Origin of the sequence: Candidatus Hydrogenedens sp. (assembly GCA_035378955.1) — a bacterium.
Taxonomy (GTDB): Bacteria; Hydrogenedentota; Hydrogenedentia; order Hydrogenedentales; family Hydrogenedentaceae; genus Hydrogenedens.
Genome location: DAOSUS010000015.1, coordinates 40,903 through 57,901 on the forward strand (window position 1 = coordinate 40,903; position 16,999 = coordinate 57,901).

Here is a 16,999-nt window from a genome sequence, read left to right on the forward strand (position 1 = left end):
AATTCCTTTTTTTAATCTTCGTAATAATCTGTATGGGCTATTACTTCTTTAGCAGAAGTAACACCCTGAACACATTTTATTATACCTTCCTCGCGTAGTGTTCTCATACCTAATTTCTTTCGTGCATATCTACGAATATCATACGCCATTGCACGGTCTAAAATCATTTCACAAACAGTTTCATCTACCTGTAAAATTTCAAACAAACCTGTTCTGCCCATATAACCAATATAATCACAGGCAGGACATCCTTTGGGACGGAACAATTGAAGTTTCGGGTCTTCTTGCCAGTTTTTAGGCAATCCTAATTCCTGCATTTCTTCTTTTGAGGGACGATACCGTTCTCTACAATGTCTGCAAAGGCAACGCACCAATCGCTGGGCTAATACAGCCTCTAAGGAAGCCGTTATCAGGTAAGGTTCAACATCCATATCCAAAAGACGGGTAATCGTTTCAGGAGCACTATTGGTGTGTAAGGTACTTAATACAAGGTGACCTGTTAATGATGCTTCAACAGCAATCTGTGCCGTCTCTAAGTCACGGATTTCACCGACCATCACAATATCCGGGTCCTGACGCAGAATAGAACGCAAACCTGCCGCAAAGGTTAGCCCTACTTCTTCATTCACCTGGCATTGCATCACACGGTCTATCTGCAATTCTACAGGGTCTTCCATCGTAATAATTTTTACTTCTTCACTATTTAACTTTGCAATACAACCATATAGGGTTGTTGTTTTTCCTGAACCTGTAGGACCTGTCACTAACAAAATACCATTAGGACGGGCTAAAACATCATCTAACTTTGCTTTTACATTATCACTCAGTCCCAGACGGTCTAAATCTATACGGACAGCGGTTCGGTCTAAAATACGCATAACCACTCCTTCACCATACAGAGTGGGAAGCGTAGCCACACGAATGTCTATAACACTATCACCGACTTTTAATTCGATACGGGAGTCTTGAGGTAACCGTCGTTCGCCAATATCCATATTACACATAATTTTTACACGCGATACTAAGGCAATTGCCAGTGTCTTGGGCGGATTTACAATTTCATGCAAAACACCATCTACACGGATACGAATACGAAAACGGTCTTCATATACTTCAAAGTGAATATCGGATGCCCTTTTCTTTACCGCTTCTAAAAACACCAGGTTAACAATTTTAATAACTTCGGGCAGTTGGGCTAATTCGACCAGATTTTCTGTATCTTTGATAATTTCCTGCGTTCCTAATTCTTCAAGAGACAGCTCCGAAGCACCTACCTTATCCTGCAATTCGGCAATCATTTCATGAATAGAATCTGTCTCAAAGGAATAATTATTTTTCCATGCTGTAGCAATATCCTGGGGATTGCTAATGGCCCCACGGACCGGCTGACCTACAATATGTCTTAAATCATCTAATATTTGTAAATTTAAGGGGTCAGCCATTGCTACGACAAGAACACCGTCTACTTCTTTGATAGGGATAACATTGTAAAAGCGAGCTACATCGGGCGAAATTTTTCGAATAATATTTTCGGGAATTTTCAAACGGGTTACATCAACCTTCTCCATCCCCAATTGTGTTCCCAGTGCCTCTACAATTGCTTGCTCATCGCAATAGCCCATAGAGACCAGCACACGACCTAAAAAATCGCCTGTTAATCGCTGGCGTTGGAGTGCTTCATCCAATTGGAGTGGAATAATAACACCCTGTTCTACCAGAATATCGCCCAATCGGCGCTGGTTAAACTGGGCTGTCTTTGATTGATTTTGTTTCGCTAATGCACTCGACATATCACAAACTTTCTTTTATTTTGTCTTAAATTATGCTACTTCTCCTTCTTTTTTAGGAGCAGGACCTCCTTCAATACCCAGAGCACGAGCCGCTGCTTCAAATTCATCAGGCATTTGTGCTTTGGCAAGGCAGTCCTCATATTTGCAAATACCCTTACGGTACAGGGCAAGTAAATGTTCGTCTAACAAATTCATACCATACTTGTGACCCGTCTGAATAGCCGATGTTATACGATAAGTTTTATTCTCACGAATTAAGTTTTGAATAGCAGGGGTGCAATACATAATCTCATACGCCGCAACACGCCCAAAACCGCTTTTCCGGGGAACGAGGGTTTGTGAAATTACCGCTTTTAAGTTGCCTGCCAATTGGGTTCGAATTTGTTCCTGCTGGTTGGAAGGGAAAGCGTCCACAACACGGTCTACAGTTCTCACGGCTCCTGTCGTATGAAGGGTAGCGAACACAAGGTGCCCTGTTTCTGCAGCAGTAATAGCCGCTTCGATAGTTTCGAGGTCACGCATTTCACCGACGAGAATCACATCGGGGTCCATACGCAATGCTCTTCTCAAAGCCTCTGCGAAAGTCGGCACATCTACACCTACTTCACGCTGGGTTATAATTCCTTTTTTGTGGGAGTGATAGTATTCTATTGGGTCTTCAATGGTTATGATATGTGAATCCAGATTGGTATTAATCCAATCAAGCATGGTAGCCAATGTTGTCGTTTTCCCGGACCCTGTAGGACCTGTAATTAGAACCAATCCACGCGGTTGACGAAGTAGATTTTCAATATGTCGGGGCAAACCTAATTCTTCAAAGGTTAATATTTTACGAGGGATTAATCGCAATACAATACCTACATATCCCTTTTGTTTAAAAATAGCCACACGGAATCGAGCAATATCTTCAAATGCGAAACCGAAGTCAGACCCTCCTACTTCTTGCAGTTCCTGTTGATTATCTACAGAGGCAATACTTTTCATTAATCGTTCTGTATCTTCGGGTGTAAGTGGGTCTTCACCAAAGAAAACCAATCTTCCGTGAACCCTGCCCACAGGGGGGTTATCGACCGCAAGATGTAAGTCCGAACCTTCACGGTCTATTAACATTCGTAATAAACTTACCATTTCATACGCCATATATGTATCTCCTTATATTCAATTATACCGCAACAGCAGGTTTGCGAAGAGGTTCATCAATCCGTGTCCGTTTGTTAACTTCTTCAACAGTAGTAATACCCATTGTCGCTTTACGCCAGGCATCTTCGCGCATGGTAGACATCCCCGATAGACGGGCTTCTCTTCGAATTGCCGTGGCTGATTCTCCGCGCATGACCATTTCACGAATACGGTCTGTTGTTTGTAATAATTCATAAACACCCAATCGTCCTTGATAGCCTGTCTGGTTGCAATTATCACAACCGGCACCATGATATAATTCAATGGTAGACAGGTCCACAGGAAAACCCAATCGGCGAACTTCAAATTCTGGTGGAACAAAAGGCTCTTTACAAACCGTGCAAATCGTTCGCACCAATCGCTGAGCAAGTATTGCTCGAATACCCGACGCCACAAGGAACGGTTTAACTCCAATATCTACCAATCGGGTAAATGCAGTAGCCGTATCATTGGTGTGTAATGTCGAGAAAACCAAATGCCCTGTTAATGCGGCTTTTATAGCGATTTCCGCTGTTTCTAAGTCACGGATTTCACCGACCATCACAATATCCGGGTCCTGACGGAATATAGCACGCAAAGCTCGTGCGAAATCCCAACCAATTTCATGATTAATTTGCACCTGATTAATTCCTGTAATTTGATATTCCACAGGGTCTTCTAATGTAATTATTTTTACATCCGGCTGATTTAGATTATGAAGAGAAGCATAAAGGGTGGTTGTTTTCCCTGACCCTGTAGGTCCTGTCACCAGAACAACACCTGTAGCATGCTGAATAATTCTTTCCCAGTGATTTTGCACCTCTGGACTGAAGCCTAACTGTCCTAATCCTAACATAAGTCCACTTTTATCAAGAATACGCATAACAACACTCTCACCGAATACAGCCGGCAGAGAACTTACACGAAGGTCTATTACTTTATTTCCTAATGTCATTTTGATACGACCATCTTGCGGAACCCGCTTTTCGGAAATATCCATCTCTGCCATAATTTTAAGTCGGGATATGATAGCCGCCTGTGCCCTTTTCGGAGGTAATGGCATTAGATGCATCACACCATCTATACGATACCTTACTTTCACATCGGTTTTTCCAGGTTCAATATGTATATCACTTGCCCGCAAACGAAACGCTTCTAATATCATCTGATGGACATATTTCACCACAGGATTGTCTGCATCGCCTTCATCCATCCCTTCTGTTGTTATAGATGTAGATGGGAGATTCGCATCATCCATACTCACACTGCTCAGAGAAATATCGCTGGCACTAAAACTTGATGAAGAAGCAAGCGAACTATCAAACGAACTCACATTGGACATTGAAGATAAAGAACTCACACTGCTGGCACTACTCGCCGAACTCAACAAACTTTCTACGGTTGCTTCCTGTACCCCGTAATATTTGCCTAAAGCCATTGTTATTTCTTCAGGAGAAGCGAGAACGGGTTCTATGGGACGGTCAAGGAGTCGGGAAATATTATCTAAATTATTCACATTAGTCGGGTCAGATGTAGCAATAATAACTTTATCCCCCCGAATTTCTACAGGAACAACTTTATAAAGCGTTGCAATACTTCCATCCATAATATTTCGAACACGCTCCGGAATTTCTCTCTCACTTAACTTTATTATAGGTATACCTAACTGTTCTGACAAGGTCTCAATAATATGACTTTTACCAATATACCCTAAACGAACAAGGATTTCTCCTATCCTTCGATGTGACATCGTCGTTTGCTGACGATGTATGGCTTCCCGTAGTTGCTCTTCCGATATTATTTTCTTTTCTACAAGTATCTGACCAAATAATTTATAGGTGCTCATATTCTATGTCCATATTTTCTCTATATACTTTAACATAAATTTAAATAAAAATCAATGTTAAAAATGCGGATTTAGTTATAATTCCATAAAAAATACATTTTATTGTCAATAATTTATCAAGAGTCTTTTTAACCCCTATTTTAATATCTATTATTATAAACGCAAAGCAATCCTGTTTTACAATACAAAAATATGGTTTTTCTTATTTTAATGTTACAAGGGTTAATTCGCAATCAATACCTTTTCCACTCTGATTGGGTTTTAATTTATCCATTTTATACACAGCCAGTAAATAAGAATCACCATAAATACGCTTTAAGAATTCCGAAAATCGTTTTAGGGAAACTCCTTCCAATTTAATTTGCAACATCGGTTGGCGGGCACTACTCGCTCGTGCACGATAGTTATCCAGTTTGGCTTTATCGGTTAATTGTGTTTCTTTCAGTAATTGATTTACATAGGAAAAGAAGTCAAAATTTGGGGGTCTTTTTTCTATTATACGAAGCAACATCTCCTGGGTTTTTAAACTTTCTTCCTGTTCTTTTTTTAATTTTTCTACCATTTGCAGTTGGTTATAAGATTGAGTTAATTCATTTCTTGATAGTAGAAACTTTCTATAAGGTCCTCTGTGGAGATATATTGCCATACCTATTACAGCAATGAAACTCACAATCATTGTGATTAAATAAATTCGGTCAAGAAGGGTTTGATTCATTTTTATACCTCATTTATTACTTTTTTCTGTATTGTTTTCTTGATTGTTTTTTGGATTACTTTCCGAATTGTTTTCTGGGGAAATCGAAGGTTTTTGAGGTTTTTGTATTCGTATTGCGAAACTGGTTTGATTTCCCTGAGCACTTAATTCTGGTTCATCTACAATATTAAAATAGCTCACCTTCTTTAATTCGGAAATTGCTTGCGTTATAAAAGCGGAATCGCTGGTTGTCCCTTGTATCCGAATCCACCAGCTTTGCACATCGGGCGAACTCAATTTTATTTCTGTAATATTCACTTTATCGGAAGGCAATTTTTCTGCAATGGTATTTAATATTTCCAGTAGAGGCGGGTCAAAAAAAGGAGATAGGTCAATATTTTCATCCAGTCCCCTTTCTTGATTGACCCGTTCTATTTCCTGTGTTAATTCATTTGCCTTCGCTTTATAGAGATTACTATAAACAAGATTGTTCAGGGTTAATTGCTGTAAGAAAAAAGCACCACATACAAGCCCTGTTAGGATAAGACAATTGGTAAAAATTAAATGACGGGATAAAGAGGATAAATACGAAGACAAAGTTTGATTTTCTTTGAGCAAATTAAATGAAAAATAGGGGTCTAATGTTATTCCCGCTATCCCTAAGAGAGGATACCAGCAAGATAATGTTTCTGCAGGCTCTGTTTTCATAGCATTTGGAAACTGTAAGAATTGAGACAACGAAATAATCTCAACATCCATTCTTACCAATCGTGAAAAGACACCCAATTCTTCATCCGATAAAGATAATCCGCCAATTTCCAATTTTTCTATTCCTTCATTTCCTTTCCATCGGGCAAGAAAAGCCCTTAAACTATTTTGTACTTCTCGGGCAAAAATTTCAGGATTTTCATAATAATTTTGAATTCCTAAAACCAGATGGCGTATAAAAACAAGTTTCCCTTCGTAAAGAACAGCAAGAGTGGAAAAATCCTTATGAACCAATAAAGCCGATTTTAATTTCTTGGTATCTTTGCTCGCCTGTTTCCAGAGATATACCAGACCTAAGGAATTAATAACCGCCGTTTCAGGTTCCGCCGAAAACTCTCGCAAATATTGGATATAATTTTGAATATGCTGTTTGCGGACACCCATTGCTAAAACTTCTGTATCTTTTTTTGTTTCATTCACCACAGCAAAATCGAGCATTAACTCTTCAATAGGGAAAGGGATATGAGGTTCTAATTCGAAGCGAAGAGCAGAAACGACTTTTTTAATTCCACGAAATGGAACTGTTAGCGAACGGACAATACTCACGGAACAGGGGACAGAAAGAGCAAAACAAGTTGGTTTATATTTTAATTGTTTGAAGGCTTCTTCCAAAGCATTCAAAACAGGTTCATCTTTATCAGGGACCTCTGTATCTCCTGTGATTACAGGTGTTTCAATACCCTGAAGTAACTCTAAATATTTTCCTTTTTTTCGAACCGTTGCTAATCGAACGACATCTTCACGAATCTCAATCGTTGTTACTAAATTTCCCATGTATCTTTCTTTCGTTTTTTATAGATTATTATTTTTTCTTTTTCCCTATTATTTTATAATTTTCCAATCCAAAATGCGGAATGGCTCTGGAGGTAATCCTCCTTGATTTTGGACTGTTGTGGAATTATTATTTGTTCTTGGTGTATTACGCGATAGATTTTGCTGGTTTGTTTTGTTATTAGCAGGGTTTAGATTTGGATTCATTCCGGGGTTATTAAAATCTCCTGATTCCATCGGATTCCGAAAAACATACGCTTCAATTCGAATCATCTTATTTTGATAAAGACCATCCCCATAAATTCGAAAAACATTGCTTTGAAGGGTAAAAATTTGACCTGACATAACATAGCGTTGAGCCCGATTATCCGGTCTTTCTGCCGGAGTAATTATAGGTTTCCCTGCCTGTTGAGGGGTATTTCTTCTTTGCGATGTCGGAGGCTTGGGCAAAATACCATACGCATCTAATTGACTTAAATCTGTAAATGGTTGTGTATGTGCATCATCAAAAATTCGCTGCCCTAAACCTAAATCGGCTGGATTTCCTGTATAACCACTGACAATCGCTGCTATTACTTCCGGTTGAGCAGAATTAATGTTTACCCTACCCAACCAATCTCCATGAACAGTAAAATATTCAGATAAAGGTAATTGATTCTTTTCAGGGTCTCCAAAATATATTTCGGGTGTAATTCCTTTGATTAACAATAATTCTTCAATAGAATCCATCGGTCCATTTTTGCATGGATATGGATTTTCCAATCCCATATAATAATCATTTTCTGCCCCTTGAGGTCTTTCAGAATCTCCCTCATTATAATCTAACCAATCGAGAATAGAATCTACAATTATATCCGGACTGGCACCTTTTCCTGTATCTCGTAAAGCAAAGAATTCTCTTAATGCATTAACAAGAGGTGTTCGTTCCTGAGGTTCTCCTCCGGATTGAGGAACTAATAAAGCATTCAAATTTATCTTTCCATATTCATCCGATATGGAAGCGTGCATAAGAGCATCATTCAAGGGCTCGGTTGCTGCACTCATATTAAAAGAAAGCAAATCAAAATCACTATCTACCGGTGGAGCACCACTCATCATGGTATTTAAATTATCCTCTGCAAGATATGCCATTGCTTTAGCCACTGCCGATTTAGCAGCCAGATAGGCTTCCAGGTCTCCCTGTTGACTATATGCTAAAGAAGCCTCCACTTCTGCCTCATATAAAAACTCAACCACAATAATGGATAACAAAGCAATAAACACTAAAGCAAGAATAATGGCTACCCCTGTCCGTTTGTGAAGTTGTATTTTTGTTTTTAATTTCATTATAAATTCTACCTTCTGTTTCTAAAATGATCGCGTGCTGATGTATTAGGGGTGGCTCCTTTTGTCTTATTACTATCCATCTTAAATAGGGAACCTACATCTCGGAAATGATTAGGGTCATCCATAGGTTGCACGGTTCCTACTGTTGTAGGCAAAACAATTACAAGGTCTATATCCCCTTCCCCATTCGCAGATGCATTGCTAACTTCTCCATATTCATTAAATAGGTTTGCAATAATATGCACAGCCCATGGCATTTGTTGGATTGATTGTGAATCCCACTCCTCTACCCAATCCTGTTTAATGGGGTCATAATAATAAATATCTAAAGAAGCGAGGGGAACTTTTATAACATTTACAGGTAAAGAATTCCTATCATTCGAAAAACTCCCTGAATCTTCATCCAGGACAAGTGGCGATTCTGTAATAGTCAAGAATTGTGGAGCATTGTTTGAAATACCATATATATCTGTAGCAAAACCTGACAAACCTTCAGGTTGAGATGTATCCTCGAAAGAATAGGTAACTACTCTGCGGATTCCCGGTAAAGCCGTCGGTCCTGGCATCGGTAATGAAGTGCAAAAACGGATAGAATCCGCAGGTCCATATTGTCCTGACTCATTTTGTCCTATAAATTGATAGCCCGAAGCAGAAAAAGAAGAGTCGATATATAGGGCATTAAAAGAATTTAAAAAATGATTTACTAAGAATCGTTGTATCCTCATTTTTTCCGCAGATAGCCGTGCCAAATCTGTTCCTTTTGAGATAGAATCCAATCCTAAATAAACGATAATTACAATAATGGACATTATGGTAAAAGCAATCAGTAATTCCAGAAGCGTAAAGCCACGGGTTTTTATACGAAAAGGATATTTATTTTCTTTTATAATCCGCATAAATTAATTTCCAAATAGGGAATTCCTTCTTGCTGAGAAGCCACTGGCAGGGGCTTTCATTGTGTTTGTATTTCTCCGTTGATTGCTTTGAGTTCTACCACCGGTTAAATCGTTTGTCTGATTTTCCACACTCAGGTCATAATATAAAAAAGTCAAATTTTTGCTTTCATTCTCCGGCGTATATAAAGTTACATTTACAGTATATAACGGGATAGATGGGTCAGAACCTATTGCGGTTGCGGAATAACTCCATGAATAACCTTCATAACTTGTGCCAAAATCTCCACTTCCTTCCAGTGTCCCAGTTAGAACTCCTACTTCTGCACGGGAACAAGCCGCATAAATTAATTGATTTTCATCTGTCTGAGTTATGGTAACCTGGTGAAGTTTCATTGCATTAAAGTGAACATTAAACAGGATAAAAGCAGAACCTCCCAATATGGCTAACGCCGTTAAAATCTCCATCAGTGTAAAACCGACTTTTCTTTTTTTATTTCTTATAGCAGATAAGTATATTTTCATTGGGCTCCTTCCAGCACATAAGCACCTGCGGATACAGGGTCCCATACAACGGTATAATAATCATTGTTTGCGTTTCTCACATAAAAACCGATGGATTCTGTTAATCCGAGAGGTGTTACAGGTATTTCTACAAGACCTCTGGAAAACTTATTTCCACCGATAAAAACGCTTTCAATAACTACATTTTCAGACAAACGAACGGGTGATAGCCCCGGTTCATTGACTTCTTCTATCACAGGCTCTACATTAAATAAATCCACATTATTTTTTTTATCAAAAAGAGGTCCTATTTCATCCATCAGACTATCTTCATGTTTTACATTTTTTGCCTGTTCTATTAATTTCCTTTTTGCCAATTTTTCAAATCGTTCATTAATCTGTCGGTTCATGGCTTCTGCATCAAAACCTCCTGGAGTAGGAGTATTTTTAGTAGCCGTGTTAGTACTTGCTCCTGCTGCAGAACCCATAAAAAGTTCAGCCATTTGTTCTGGGGATAGTCCCTGTTCTTTCATACTTTCAAACAGACCTAATTGGTCGGGTTCTCCCTCCGTTGCCTCAGGATAAGTAACTTTCAAACAATAATACCTTTGTTGGTCTAAATCAATTTCGACATAGAATTCATCTCCAAATAAAGCAGATGTTGACATTACGGCTCTACCGAAATAAGCCAATCGTCTTGCTTCGTTTTCTAACTCTGAAGATAAGGCAAGGGGAAGTAAATAGGGAACGGCAATAGTAGCCATCAAGCCAATAATAAAAATAACAATTCCCAGTTCAAGTAATGTAAAGCCATCTTTTCCCCGTAAAATAATCATAATTTTTAAATTTTATACCTCATACAAAAGAATAATGTCTTGCAGATTAGTCTTCACTGGAAATATCTGCATTTGCTCCACTACCTCCGGGGCTCCCATCACCGCCATACGACATAATCTTAAAGGAGGAATTCCCTTCTTTTTGATAGACATACGCGTTACCCCACGGGTCTAACGGGACTTTGGGCGGGTCAAGAAATGGAGCGATTTCTTCTAAAGTGTTCGGCAAACGCTTGTTTTTTATCCGATACATCTGGACAGCCGTCTTCATATTACTGATTTCTGCCTTTGCTTTTGCTTGATCGGCATCATCCAGAGCACCAAAAACATAAATACCGACAGTCGTAGCAAGAATGGCGATAATGGCAATAACTACCATTAACTCTACAAGCGTAAAACCCAATAAATTTTTTTCCTTTTTCTTTGTTTTTTCTTGTGTCATGTTTTCATCCTCCGACATGTGTACTCATCTTTAATATAGGTAATAAAATCGCCAGAACCAAAAATCCGACGAAAATACCCATTACTACTATTATAACGGGTTCTATCAGTCCAACGATAGCATCAACAGTCAAACGGACATCTTCATCATAGGTATCTGCTATCTGAATTAACATATTTTCTAATTCACCACTTCGTTGTCCTAATTCAACCATATGAATCATCATAGGTGGAAATATTCCCGAATCTTTCATAGGTTGAGCTAAATCTCTACCCCTACGGACACCGGCTTTTATATCATCCAGATGCATTTGAATAAACCGATTATCCATGATACTGTATACGACATCAAGAGCCGGAAGCATGGTTAAACCACTTTGAAGCATGGTTCCCAATGTTCGTGAGAATCTCGCACATAGTAATTTTTGGAGTAAAGTACCGTAGAGCGGAATTTTAAATTTCCATCGGTCCCACTTTTTTCTTCCTTCTTCACGGCTAATCCATATCCGCCATAATATTATTAACAAAAATAAAAAGCCCACAAAGAATATGCCATATCTTCCTAAAAAAGAACTTACTCCTATAAGCACATCTGTAATAAAAGGAAGTTCGGATTGTTGTTTTTTAAAAATAGTCGTGATACGAGGCACGATAACAGTCATCATAAATGTAATAACGGAAATAGCAAAAACTGTCATAAAGGCAGGATAAGCGATTGAAGATAAAATCTGGGCTTTTATTTTTGCTTGTCGGTCTAAAACATCTGCCAGACGGTTTAAAACTTGTTCTAATGTTCCACTGGCTTCTCCTGCACGAACCATATTTACATATAGCGAACTAAAAATACGGGGATGTTCAGACAGGGCATCAGCAAGATTTTTCCCTGCATTCACTTTATCGCGAACATCCAATATCGCCGTTTTTAATCGCTGCCGTGAGGTTTGAGTTATTAATGCATTCAGGGCCTCTACCAGGGGCATACCTGCACGGAGTAATACTGCAAACTGTCGAGTCATCAAGGCTACATCTCTTGTAGAAACGCCTCCACCAAATGGGAAAAAACGCGATTTCCCTTTTCCCTCTCCCTCTTTTAAACTACTGCCATCTGTGGCTTCTTTTAATTCTGTGGGATAAAGGTCTAACTCCCGCAATTTCATTCGTGCCAATGCAGGAGAATCCGCATCTATCACTCCACGCGTCGGTTTTCCACTACCTTTTATTAATGCTTTATATTGATAAACAGGCATATCTTCTCAAGTATTCTAAAGAGTGTTTTTCATCTTGTTTTATTTTAATAAGTTTCTTCAAATACATCGTCTCGGGTTACCCGAAGAACCTCTTCTAATGTTGTTACTCCTCTCAACATTTTTTCGGCTCCATCTTCGCGGAGAGTACGCATTCCTTCTTTATGTGCTTCACGTTTAATTACATTTGAGTCGGCTCCTTCAAGAACTAATTCTTGTATTCTGGGACTCATCATTAACAATTCAAATATCCCCGTTCTGCCATAATAGCCCCGCTCCATACATTTTTGACATCCTTTACCTCTCCATAAAGTTTCTGCTCTGGGGTCAGGTTTTTTAATACCTAATTCTTCTAATGGATTTCGGTCAGGTTTATATGGTTGTTTACATTGACTACAAATTTTACGCACCAATCGCTGGGCTTGTATAGCGATACAGGATGAGGTAACAAGAAAAGGTTCAATTCCCATGTTCGTAAGTCGGGTAATAGCACCGGCACTATCATTGGTATGTAATGTAGCAAAAACGAGGTGCCCTGTTAAAGATGCCTGGACGGCCATTTCTGCTGTTTCCAAATCCCGAATTTCACCTACAAGAATAATGTCGGGGTCCTGTCTCAAAATACTTCTCAAACCCGCTGCAAAGGTTAGTCCAATTTTAGGACGAACCTGTATCTGTCCAATTCCCGCAATTAGATATTCGATGGGGTCTTCTAAGGTAATAATATTCTTATCCGGTGAATTTACTCTTTGTAAAGAAGCATACAAGGTTGTAGATTTTCCCGACCCGGTAGGTCCTGTAACCAGAATAATACCATGAGAAACGGTAATAATACGGTCAAACATCTTGTGGTCGTGTTCGTCCATTCCCAAATCTTCCAGACTGAAAAGGAAATTACCTTTTTCGAGGATACGTAAAACTACGCGTTCTCCAAAAGCCGTCGGTAGTATGGATACACGAATATCAATTTCTTTTCCACTTAACTTAATCTTAATACGGCCATCCTGCGGTAAACGATGTTCTGCAATATTGAGATTGGACATAATCTTAATACGGGAAATCACGGCTGCCTGCTGGGACTTCGGTATTGTAAATTTCTCATATAAAACGCCATCAATACGATAGCGGACACGGACTTCACGCTCAAATGGCTCGATATGAATATCGGAAGCCCTTTCTTTGACGGCTCCTGTTATTAACAAATTGATAAGTTTAATAATAGGGGCTTCATTAGCAAGGTCCAGCAGGTCTTTTTCCGTTTCTGTTCCATCTAAGGTGTGGATTGTCGTTGCTCCGTCTTCCTCCGCCATTGCTATAGTATCTATCATTTCAGCCGTGTTTTGCGTTTGACTATCGAAATAAGAATCTACAATCTTTTGTATATCTGACTTGCGACATAAAACAGGCTGAACAGGTCCCCCTAAAAGCACCCGTAGGTCATCCAGAGGTAGAAGATTTATAGGGTCATTTAAGGCAACTAAATAACCGGCTCCATTTTGCTTAAACGGAACCATAAAATATTCACGAATGAAATTTATCGGGACTTTCGTAATCAAGTTCATATCTACTTGTTGCGAAAGGTCTGATTCTATCGGAATTCCAAATTGTTCGCTTAACGCTTCCAGAACATGCTCTTCTTCTACAAACCCAAGGTCAAGCAAAATCTCACCCAACCGTCGCGGTTTAATCTTCTGGAGTTCTAAAGCCTCCTTTATCTGCTCCGGATGGACATATCCTTTTTGGAGTAATATTTCTCCAAACTGCATTTCAGCGAGTAGTTTATCCATTATTTTCTATAAATCGTCCCACGGTTAAATTCTTCTTGTTCTACCTGTCCTGTTAACGCTTCAGTCCTATCTAAAGTAGGACGATAATTTTTCCGCATATCTGCCTTTGCTTTGACTTTCTTAAAGAAACCACCCTTAAACAATTCTTGTATATTAACATCCTGGTATTCTGTTACCTTATATTGTGTAACCCGTTCCATATCACTGGATTCTTTTACAATATGAGGTGTCACTAAGACTACCATGTTGCGTTTTTCTCGTGATACCGATTTATTGCGGAACAAGAAACCTAATAAAGGAATATCGCCCATAATGGGAACTTGTGTTTTGTTGCGGTCTGCTGTATCTCTAATTAAACCGGCTAAAACTGCTGTTGAACCGTCTTTCACAAGGACTTGATTTTTAAATAAGGATTTGTTGGTTGTAGGACCTAAAATGTTTACATCTCCGACTGCTTGACTACCTCCCGCCACAGCTGATACTTCTATTTCAATTTTCATCAGGACATTATCGCCTTCACTGATTTGAGGGGTTACGGTCAATTTGATACCAACCTCATGTCGTTCTACACGCGTATAACCGCCCCATGTGCTTCCGATGACCTCACCCGTTGTTGTGCGTTGGGGACTTGCAGTGCTTGTAATGAAAGGCACTTCCTGACCTACGACTATAGACGCTTCCTCATTATCCACCGTAACCAAACTGGGTTGAGAAAGCACTTCCAAGTCAGAAATAGTCTCTATTGCCTGTAAAAGTAATGGAACGAAAGGAACTCGTAATCGTTGAGTTTTACTAATGGGAATAACAATGTCATCATATATCCCTGTTGTAAGTCCTCCACCCGAGCCCAAACTTAACGCACCTAACATACGATTAAGTCGGCTTGGACTGGTAATTTTATTTGCCGCTTCTGCTGCCGGTTTTAAAGAATCTACAATTTTTTGTATATTAGAAGTACCTGTAACAGCAAACCCGGAATTTCCGCTAATACTTGCAGAGTCTACTTTGACTCCATAATCATTATTTAATCGGACATCCATTACTACTGCATCCACAAGCACCTGTCTTTGCGGAACATCCAGGCGGGCAATAAACGCTTCTAACACTTTATAATCCTGCGGAGAAGCAACAATAAGCAGTGAATTGGTCTGGTCATATCTTGTAATCTGGACTCGCTGTTCAAATGGTTGAACTTCCCCCGGAGCTGAGGACATAGACGGAGATACCATTGACCCACCCGCGCCCGGAACTGCCCCTCCCGGAGTTGCACTGGTTCCTGTGGGTCGTCTTGTTGAACCAGAACCACCTATAAGTGGTTGTAATGCCTGCTCTACTTTTTCTGCATCTGCATTGAGCAATTCATAAATATGCAGGTTATTTGCTTCATAAGGAGTTGGGCAATCCAAACGCTTTATCAAATCACGGACTTTTTCCATCATTCCTTCGGTTGCAACTACAATTAAGGCATTTAATCGCGTATCGGGAACCATACGAAGGACTTCTTGACGGGAACCTATAATTTGCATAGCAGGAGCGCCAGGGACAGAACGTGTCGGTGGTCTAACTACAGGTTGAGGTGTCATAGGGGCTCCGGGAACCCGACCTCCAGCAGTTGTAGTTTTCGTTTCAGATAAAACCTGCTCAATCTGTTGGGCTAAGGCTTCCGCACGGGTATATTCGAGCATAAATATTTCCATTTCCGTTTCATTTCCGGAAACATCTATTTCCTGCAAGAATGAAAATATACGCTTTAAACCATCTGCTGTATCTGTAATAATCAATGTATTCGTAGGCGCGTATGCAGAAATACGGCATGACTTGGAACCCAATACTTGTAAAGCAGTAGAAACTTCGGAAGCATCCGCATACTTTAAGGTAATAATATGAGTGGCAAATTTATCATACCCTTCAGGCAGTTTTTCGGTCCCTTTAATTAATGGCGTTTTCTCTGAGGTAACAGCATCAGGGGTAGCAATGATTTTAACTAATTTTCCATCCAATGTCTCTACCATAGAAAAACCACGGGACGCCAATATAGATTCGAGAACTTGATACGCCATTTCAGGAGGTATTTTATCATGAGTTATAACAGTAACAGTTGTCGCTCCGATATTTGGGTCAACATCAAAGTTTCTCCCTGTTAATCGAGCAATTGCCGCAATAACATCATATAAAGGTGCATCATGAAAATCGAAAGAAATAGGTTCAGAAGGAGTTTCACCTGTTTTAGGTCCTGTTTCAGCTGCAATACCGATTGTGGTCTTTTCTGTCGTCCCCCCTGCAGATGGAGCTTTCCTGGGTCCCGGAGGAGCTGGGGGTTGATTCCCTCTTCTCATAGTAGGAAAAGAAGGTATAGGTGGTCTTGAAGAACTCGGAGGGGATACAGGTTCGGGCATTGTAACTGGAGGGCGAACTGCTTCCGGTGGAGATTGAGGAGGCATTTCTGGAACATTTTCTGGAACAGAAGGTGCATCCACAATATGCGGAATTTCTATATTGCCCGGTGGAGATTCTTGTGGAACTTGCTCCACATCCTGACCATAGCCCGAATATACAAACAGATTAAGAAACAACAAAAGGATAGTTATTCTTCTTCCGAAGAAAACAAAATGTCGTTTCTTGCAGTTTAATATAAACTTTGTTTGATTTTGCAAGTCTCAACTCCTAATATGAAAATGTTTATAGTTCATCTTTATATCTAATCTTGTATTTTATAGATTATCTCCATAGGGTTTCCATTCCTAAGGATGGATACTTTAACAGATGGAAGTGTTACATCACTATATTTTTTAATCAAATCTACTATTTTTTCATCACTATCAATTACATCATCATTTACCGCAGTAAGGACATCTCCTTCTTTAAATCCCAACTTTACGGCGATTGGGATTTCACTAATATTTTTTGCAGTAATACCAATTACTTTTCCTTCTGCATCTTT

Annotated in this window: 14 protein-coding genes; all 14 read right to left on the reverse strand. The window is 39.5% G+C overall.

The window, feature by feature from the left end; translation table 11 throughout:
• Positions 1 to 11: 11 nt before the first annotated feature.
• Positions 12 to 1,790 (reverse strand): ATPase, T2SS/T4P/T4SS family, encoded by a 1,779-nt coding sequence (locus PLA12_05060; protein HOQ31867.1) that lies wholly within the window; start codon positions 1,788 to 1,790, stop codon positions 12 to 14.
• Positions 1,791 to 1,820: 30 nt separating this feature from the next.
• The gene (locus PLA12_05065) at positions 1,821 to 2,930 is read right to left on the reverse strand and encodes a type IV pilus twitching motility protein PilT (protein ID HOQ31868.1); all 1,110 of its coding nucleotides are present in this window, start codon (positions 2,928 to 2,930) and stop codon (positions 1,821 to 1,823) included.
• Between the two features lie 22 nt (positions 2,931 to 2,952).
• Entirely contained in the window at positions 2,953 to 4,794 is a 1,842-nt protein-coding gene (locus PLA12_05070; protein HOQ31869.1) for an ATPase, T2SS/T4P/T4SS family, read from the reverse strand.
• A gap of 202 nt (positions 4,795 to 4,996) precedes the next feature.
• A complete protein-coding gene (locus tag PLA12_05075) occupies positions 4,997 to 5,509 on the reverse strand; it encodes a hypothetical protein (protein ID HOQ31870.1) in 513 nt (170 codons plus the stop codon).
• A gap of 9 nt (positions 5,510 to 5,518) precedes the next feature.
• The gene (pilM, locus tag PLA12_05080) at positions 5,519 to 7,030 is read right to left on the reverse strand and encodes a pilus assembly protein PilM (GenBank protein ID HOQ31871.1); all 1,512 of its coding nucleotides are present in this window, start codon (positions 7,028 to 7,030) and stop codon (positions 5,519 to 5,521) included.
• Positions 7,031 to 7,078: 48 nt separating this feature from the next.
• Positions 7,079 to 8,353, reverse strand: coding sequence for a type II secretion system protein GspK (locus tag PLA12_05085; GenBank protein ID HOQ31872.1), 1,275 nt, complete (start codon positions 8,351 to 8,353; stop codon positions 7,079 to 7,081).
• Positions 8,354 to 8,361: 8 nt separating this feature from the next.
• Positions 8,362 to 9,249 carry a prepilin-type N-terminal cleavage/methylation domain-containing protein gene (locus PLA12_05090; protein ID HOQ31873.1) on the reverse strand — a complete coding sequence of 296 codons (888 nt, stop codon included), beginning with the start codon at positions 9,247 to 9,249 and terminating at the stop codon, positions 8,362 to 8,364.
• Positions 9,250 to 9,252: 3 nt separating this feature from the next.
• Positions 9,253 to 9,771 carry a prepilin-type N-terminal cleavage/methylation domain-containing protein gene (locus tag PLA12_05095; protein HOQ31874.1) on the reverse strand — a complete coding sequence of 173 codons (519 nt, stop codon included), beginning with the start codon at positions 9,769 to 9,771 and terminating at the stop codon, positions 9,253 to 9,255.
• Positions 9,768 to 10,586, reverse strand: a complete 819-nt coding sequence (locus PLA12_05100) for a prepilin-type N-terminal cleavage/methylation domain-containing protein (protein HOQ31875.1) — start codon at positions 10,584 to 10,586, stop codon at positions 9,768 to 9,770. Before PLA12_05100 ends, PLA12_05095 begins: the two co-directional genes overlap by 4 nt.
• A 46-nt stretch (positions 10,587 to 10,632) precedes the next feature.
• Positions 10,633 to 11,028 (reverse strand): type II secretion system protein GspG, encoded by a 396-nt coding sequence (locus PLA12_05105; GenBank protein ID HOQ31876.1) that lies wholly within the window; start codon positions 11,026 to 11,028, stop codon positions 10,633 to 10,635.
• A 4-nt stretch (positions 11,029 to 11,032) separates the two neighbouring features.
• Positions 11,033 to 12,274 carry a type II secretion system inner membrane protein GspF gene (gene gspF, locus PLA12_05110; GenBank protein ID HOQ31877.1) on the reverse strand — a complete coding sequence of 414 codons (1,242 nt, stop codon included), beginning with the start codon at positions 12,272 to 12,274 and terminating at the stop codon, positions 11,033 to 11,035.
• A 44-nt stretch (positions 12,275 to 12,318) separates the two neighbouring features.
• Positions 12,319 to 14,058 carry a type II secretion system ATPase GspE gene (gspE, locus tag PLA12_05115; GenBank protein HOQ31878.1) on the reverse strand — a complete coding sequence of 580 codons (1,740 nt, stop codon included), beginning with the start codon at positions 14,056 to 14,058 and terminating at the stop codon, positions 12,319 to 12,321.
• On the reverse strand, positions 14,058 to 16,712 hold the full coding sequence (gene gspD / locus PLA12_05120; GenBank protein HOQ31879.1) for a type II secretion system secretin GspD: 2,655 nt from the start codon (positions 16,710 to 16,712) through the stop codon (positions 14,058 to 14,060). Before gspD ends, gspE begins: the two co-directional genes overlap by 1 nt.
• Positions 16,713 to 16,756: 44 nt before the next feature.
• Positions 16,757 to 16,999: S1C family serine protease (locus PLA12_05125; GenBank protein HOQ31880.1), on the reverse strand; the 243-nt coding region annotated here is incomplete at its 5' end.

Coding starts and splice junctions, on each gene's coding strand:
- PLA12_05100 (HOQ31875.1), bottom strand. CDS start 10,586: ATGATTATTTTACGGGGAAAAGATGGCTTTACATTACTTGAACTGGGA.
- PLA12_05070 (HOQ31869.1), bottom strand. CDS start 4,794: ATGAGCACCTATAAATTATTTGGTCAGATACTTGTAGAAAAGAAAATA.
- PLA12_05090 (HOQ31873.1), bottom strand. CDS start 9,249: ATGCGGATTATAAAAGAAAATAAATATCCTTTTCGTATAAAAACCCGT.
- gspF (HOQ31877.1), bottom strand. CDS start 12,274: ATGCCTGTTTATCAATATAAAGCATTAATAAAAGGTAGTGGAAAACCG.
- gspE (HOQ31878.1), bottom strand. CDS start 14,058: ATGGATAAACTACTCGCTGAAATGCAGTTTGGAGAAATATTACTCCAA.
- PLA12_05060 (HOQ31867.1), bottom strand. CDS start 1,790: ATGTCGAGTGCATTAGCGAAACAAAATCAATCAAAGACAGCCCAGTTT.
- pilM (HOQ31871.1), bottom strand. CDS start 7,030: ATGGGAAATTTAGTAACAACGATTGAGATTCGTGAAGATGTCGTTCGA.
- PLA12_05085 (HOQ31872.1), bottom strand. CDS start 8,353: ATGAAATTAAAAACAAAAATACAACTTCACAAACGGACAGGGGTAGCC.
- PLA12_05095 (HOQ31874.1), bottom strand. CDS start 9,771: ATGAAAATATACTTATCTGCTATAAGAAATAAAAAAAGAAAAGTCGGT.
- PLA12_05065 (HOQ31868.1), bottom strand. CDS start 2,930: ATGGCGTATGAAATGGTAAGTTTATTACGAATGTTAATAGACCGTGAA.
- PLA12_05075 (HOQ31870.1), bottom strand. CDS start 5,509: ATGAATCAAACCCTTCTTGACCGAATTTATTTAATCACAATGATTGTG.
- PLA12_05105 (HOQ31876.1), bottom strand. CDS start 11,028: ATGACACAAGAAAAAACAAAGAAAAAGGAAAAAAATTTATTGGGTTTT.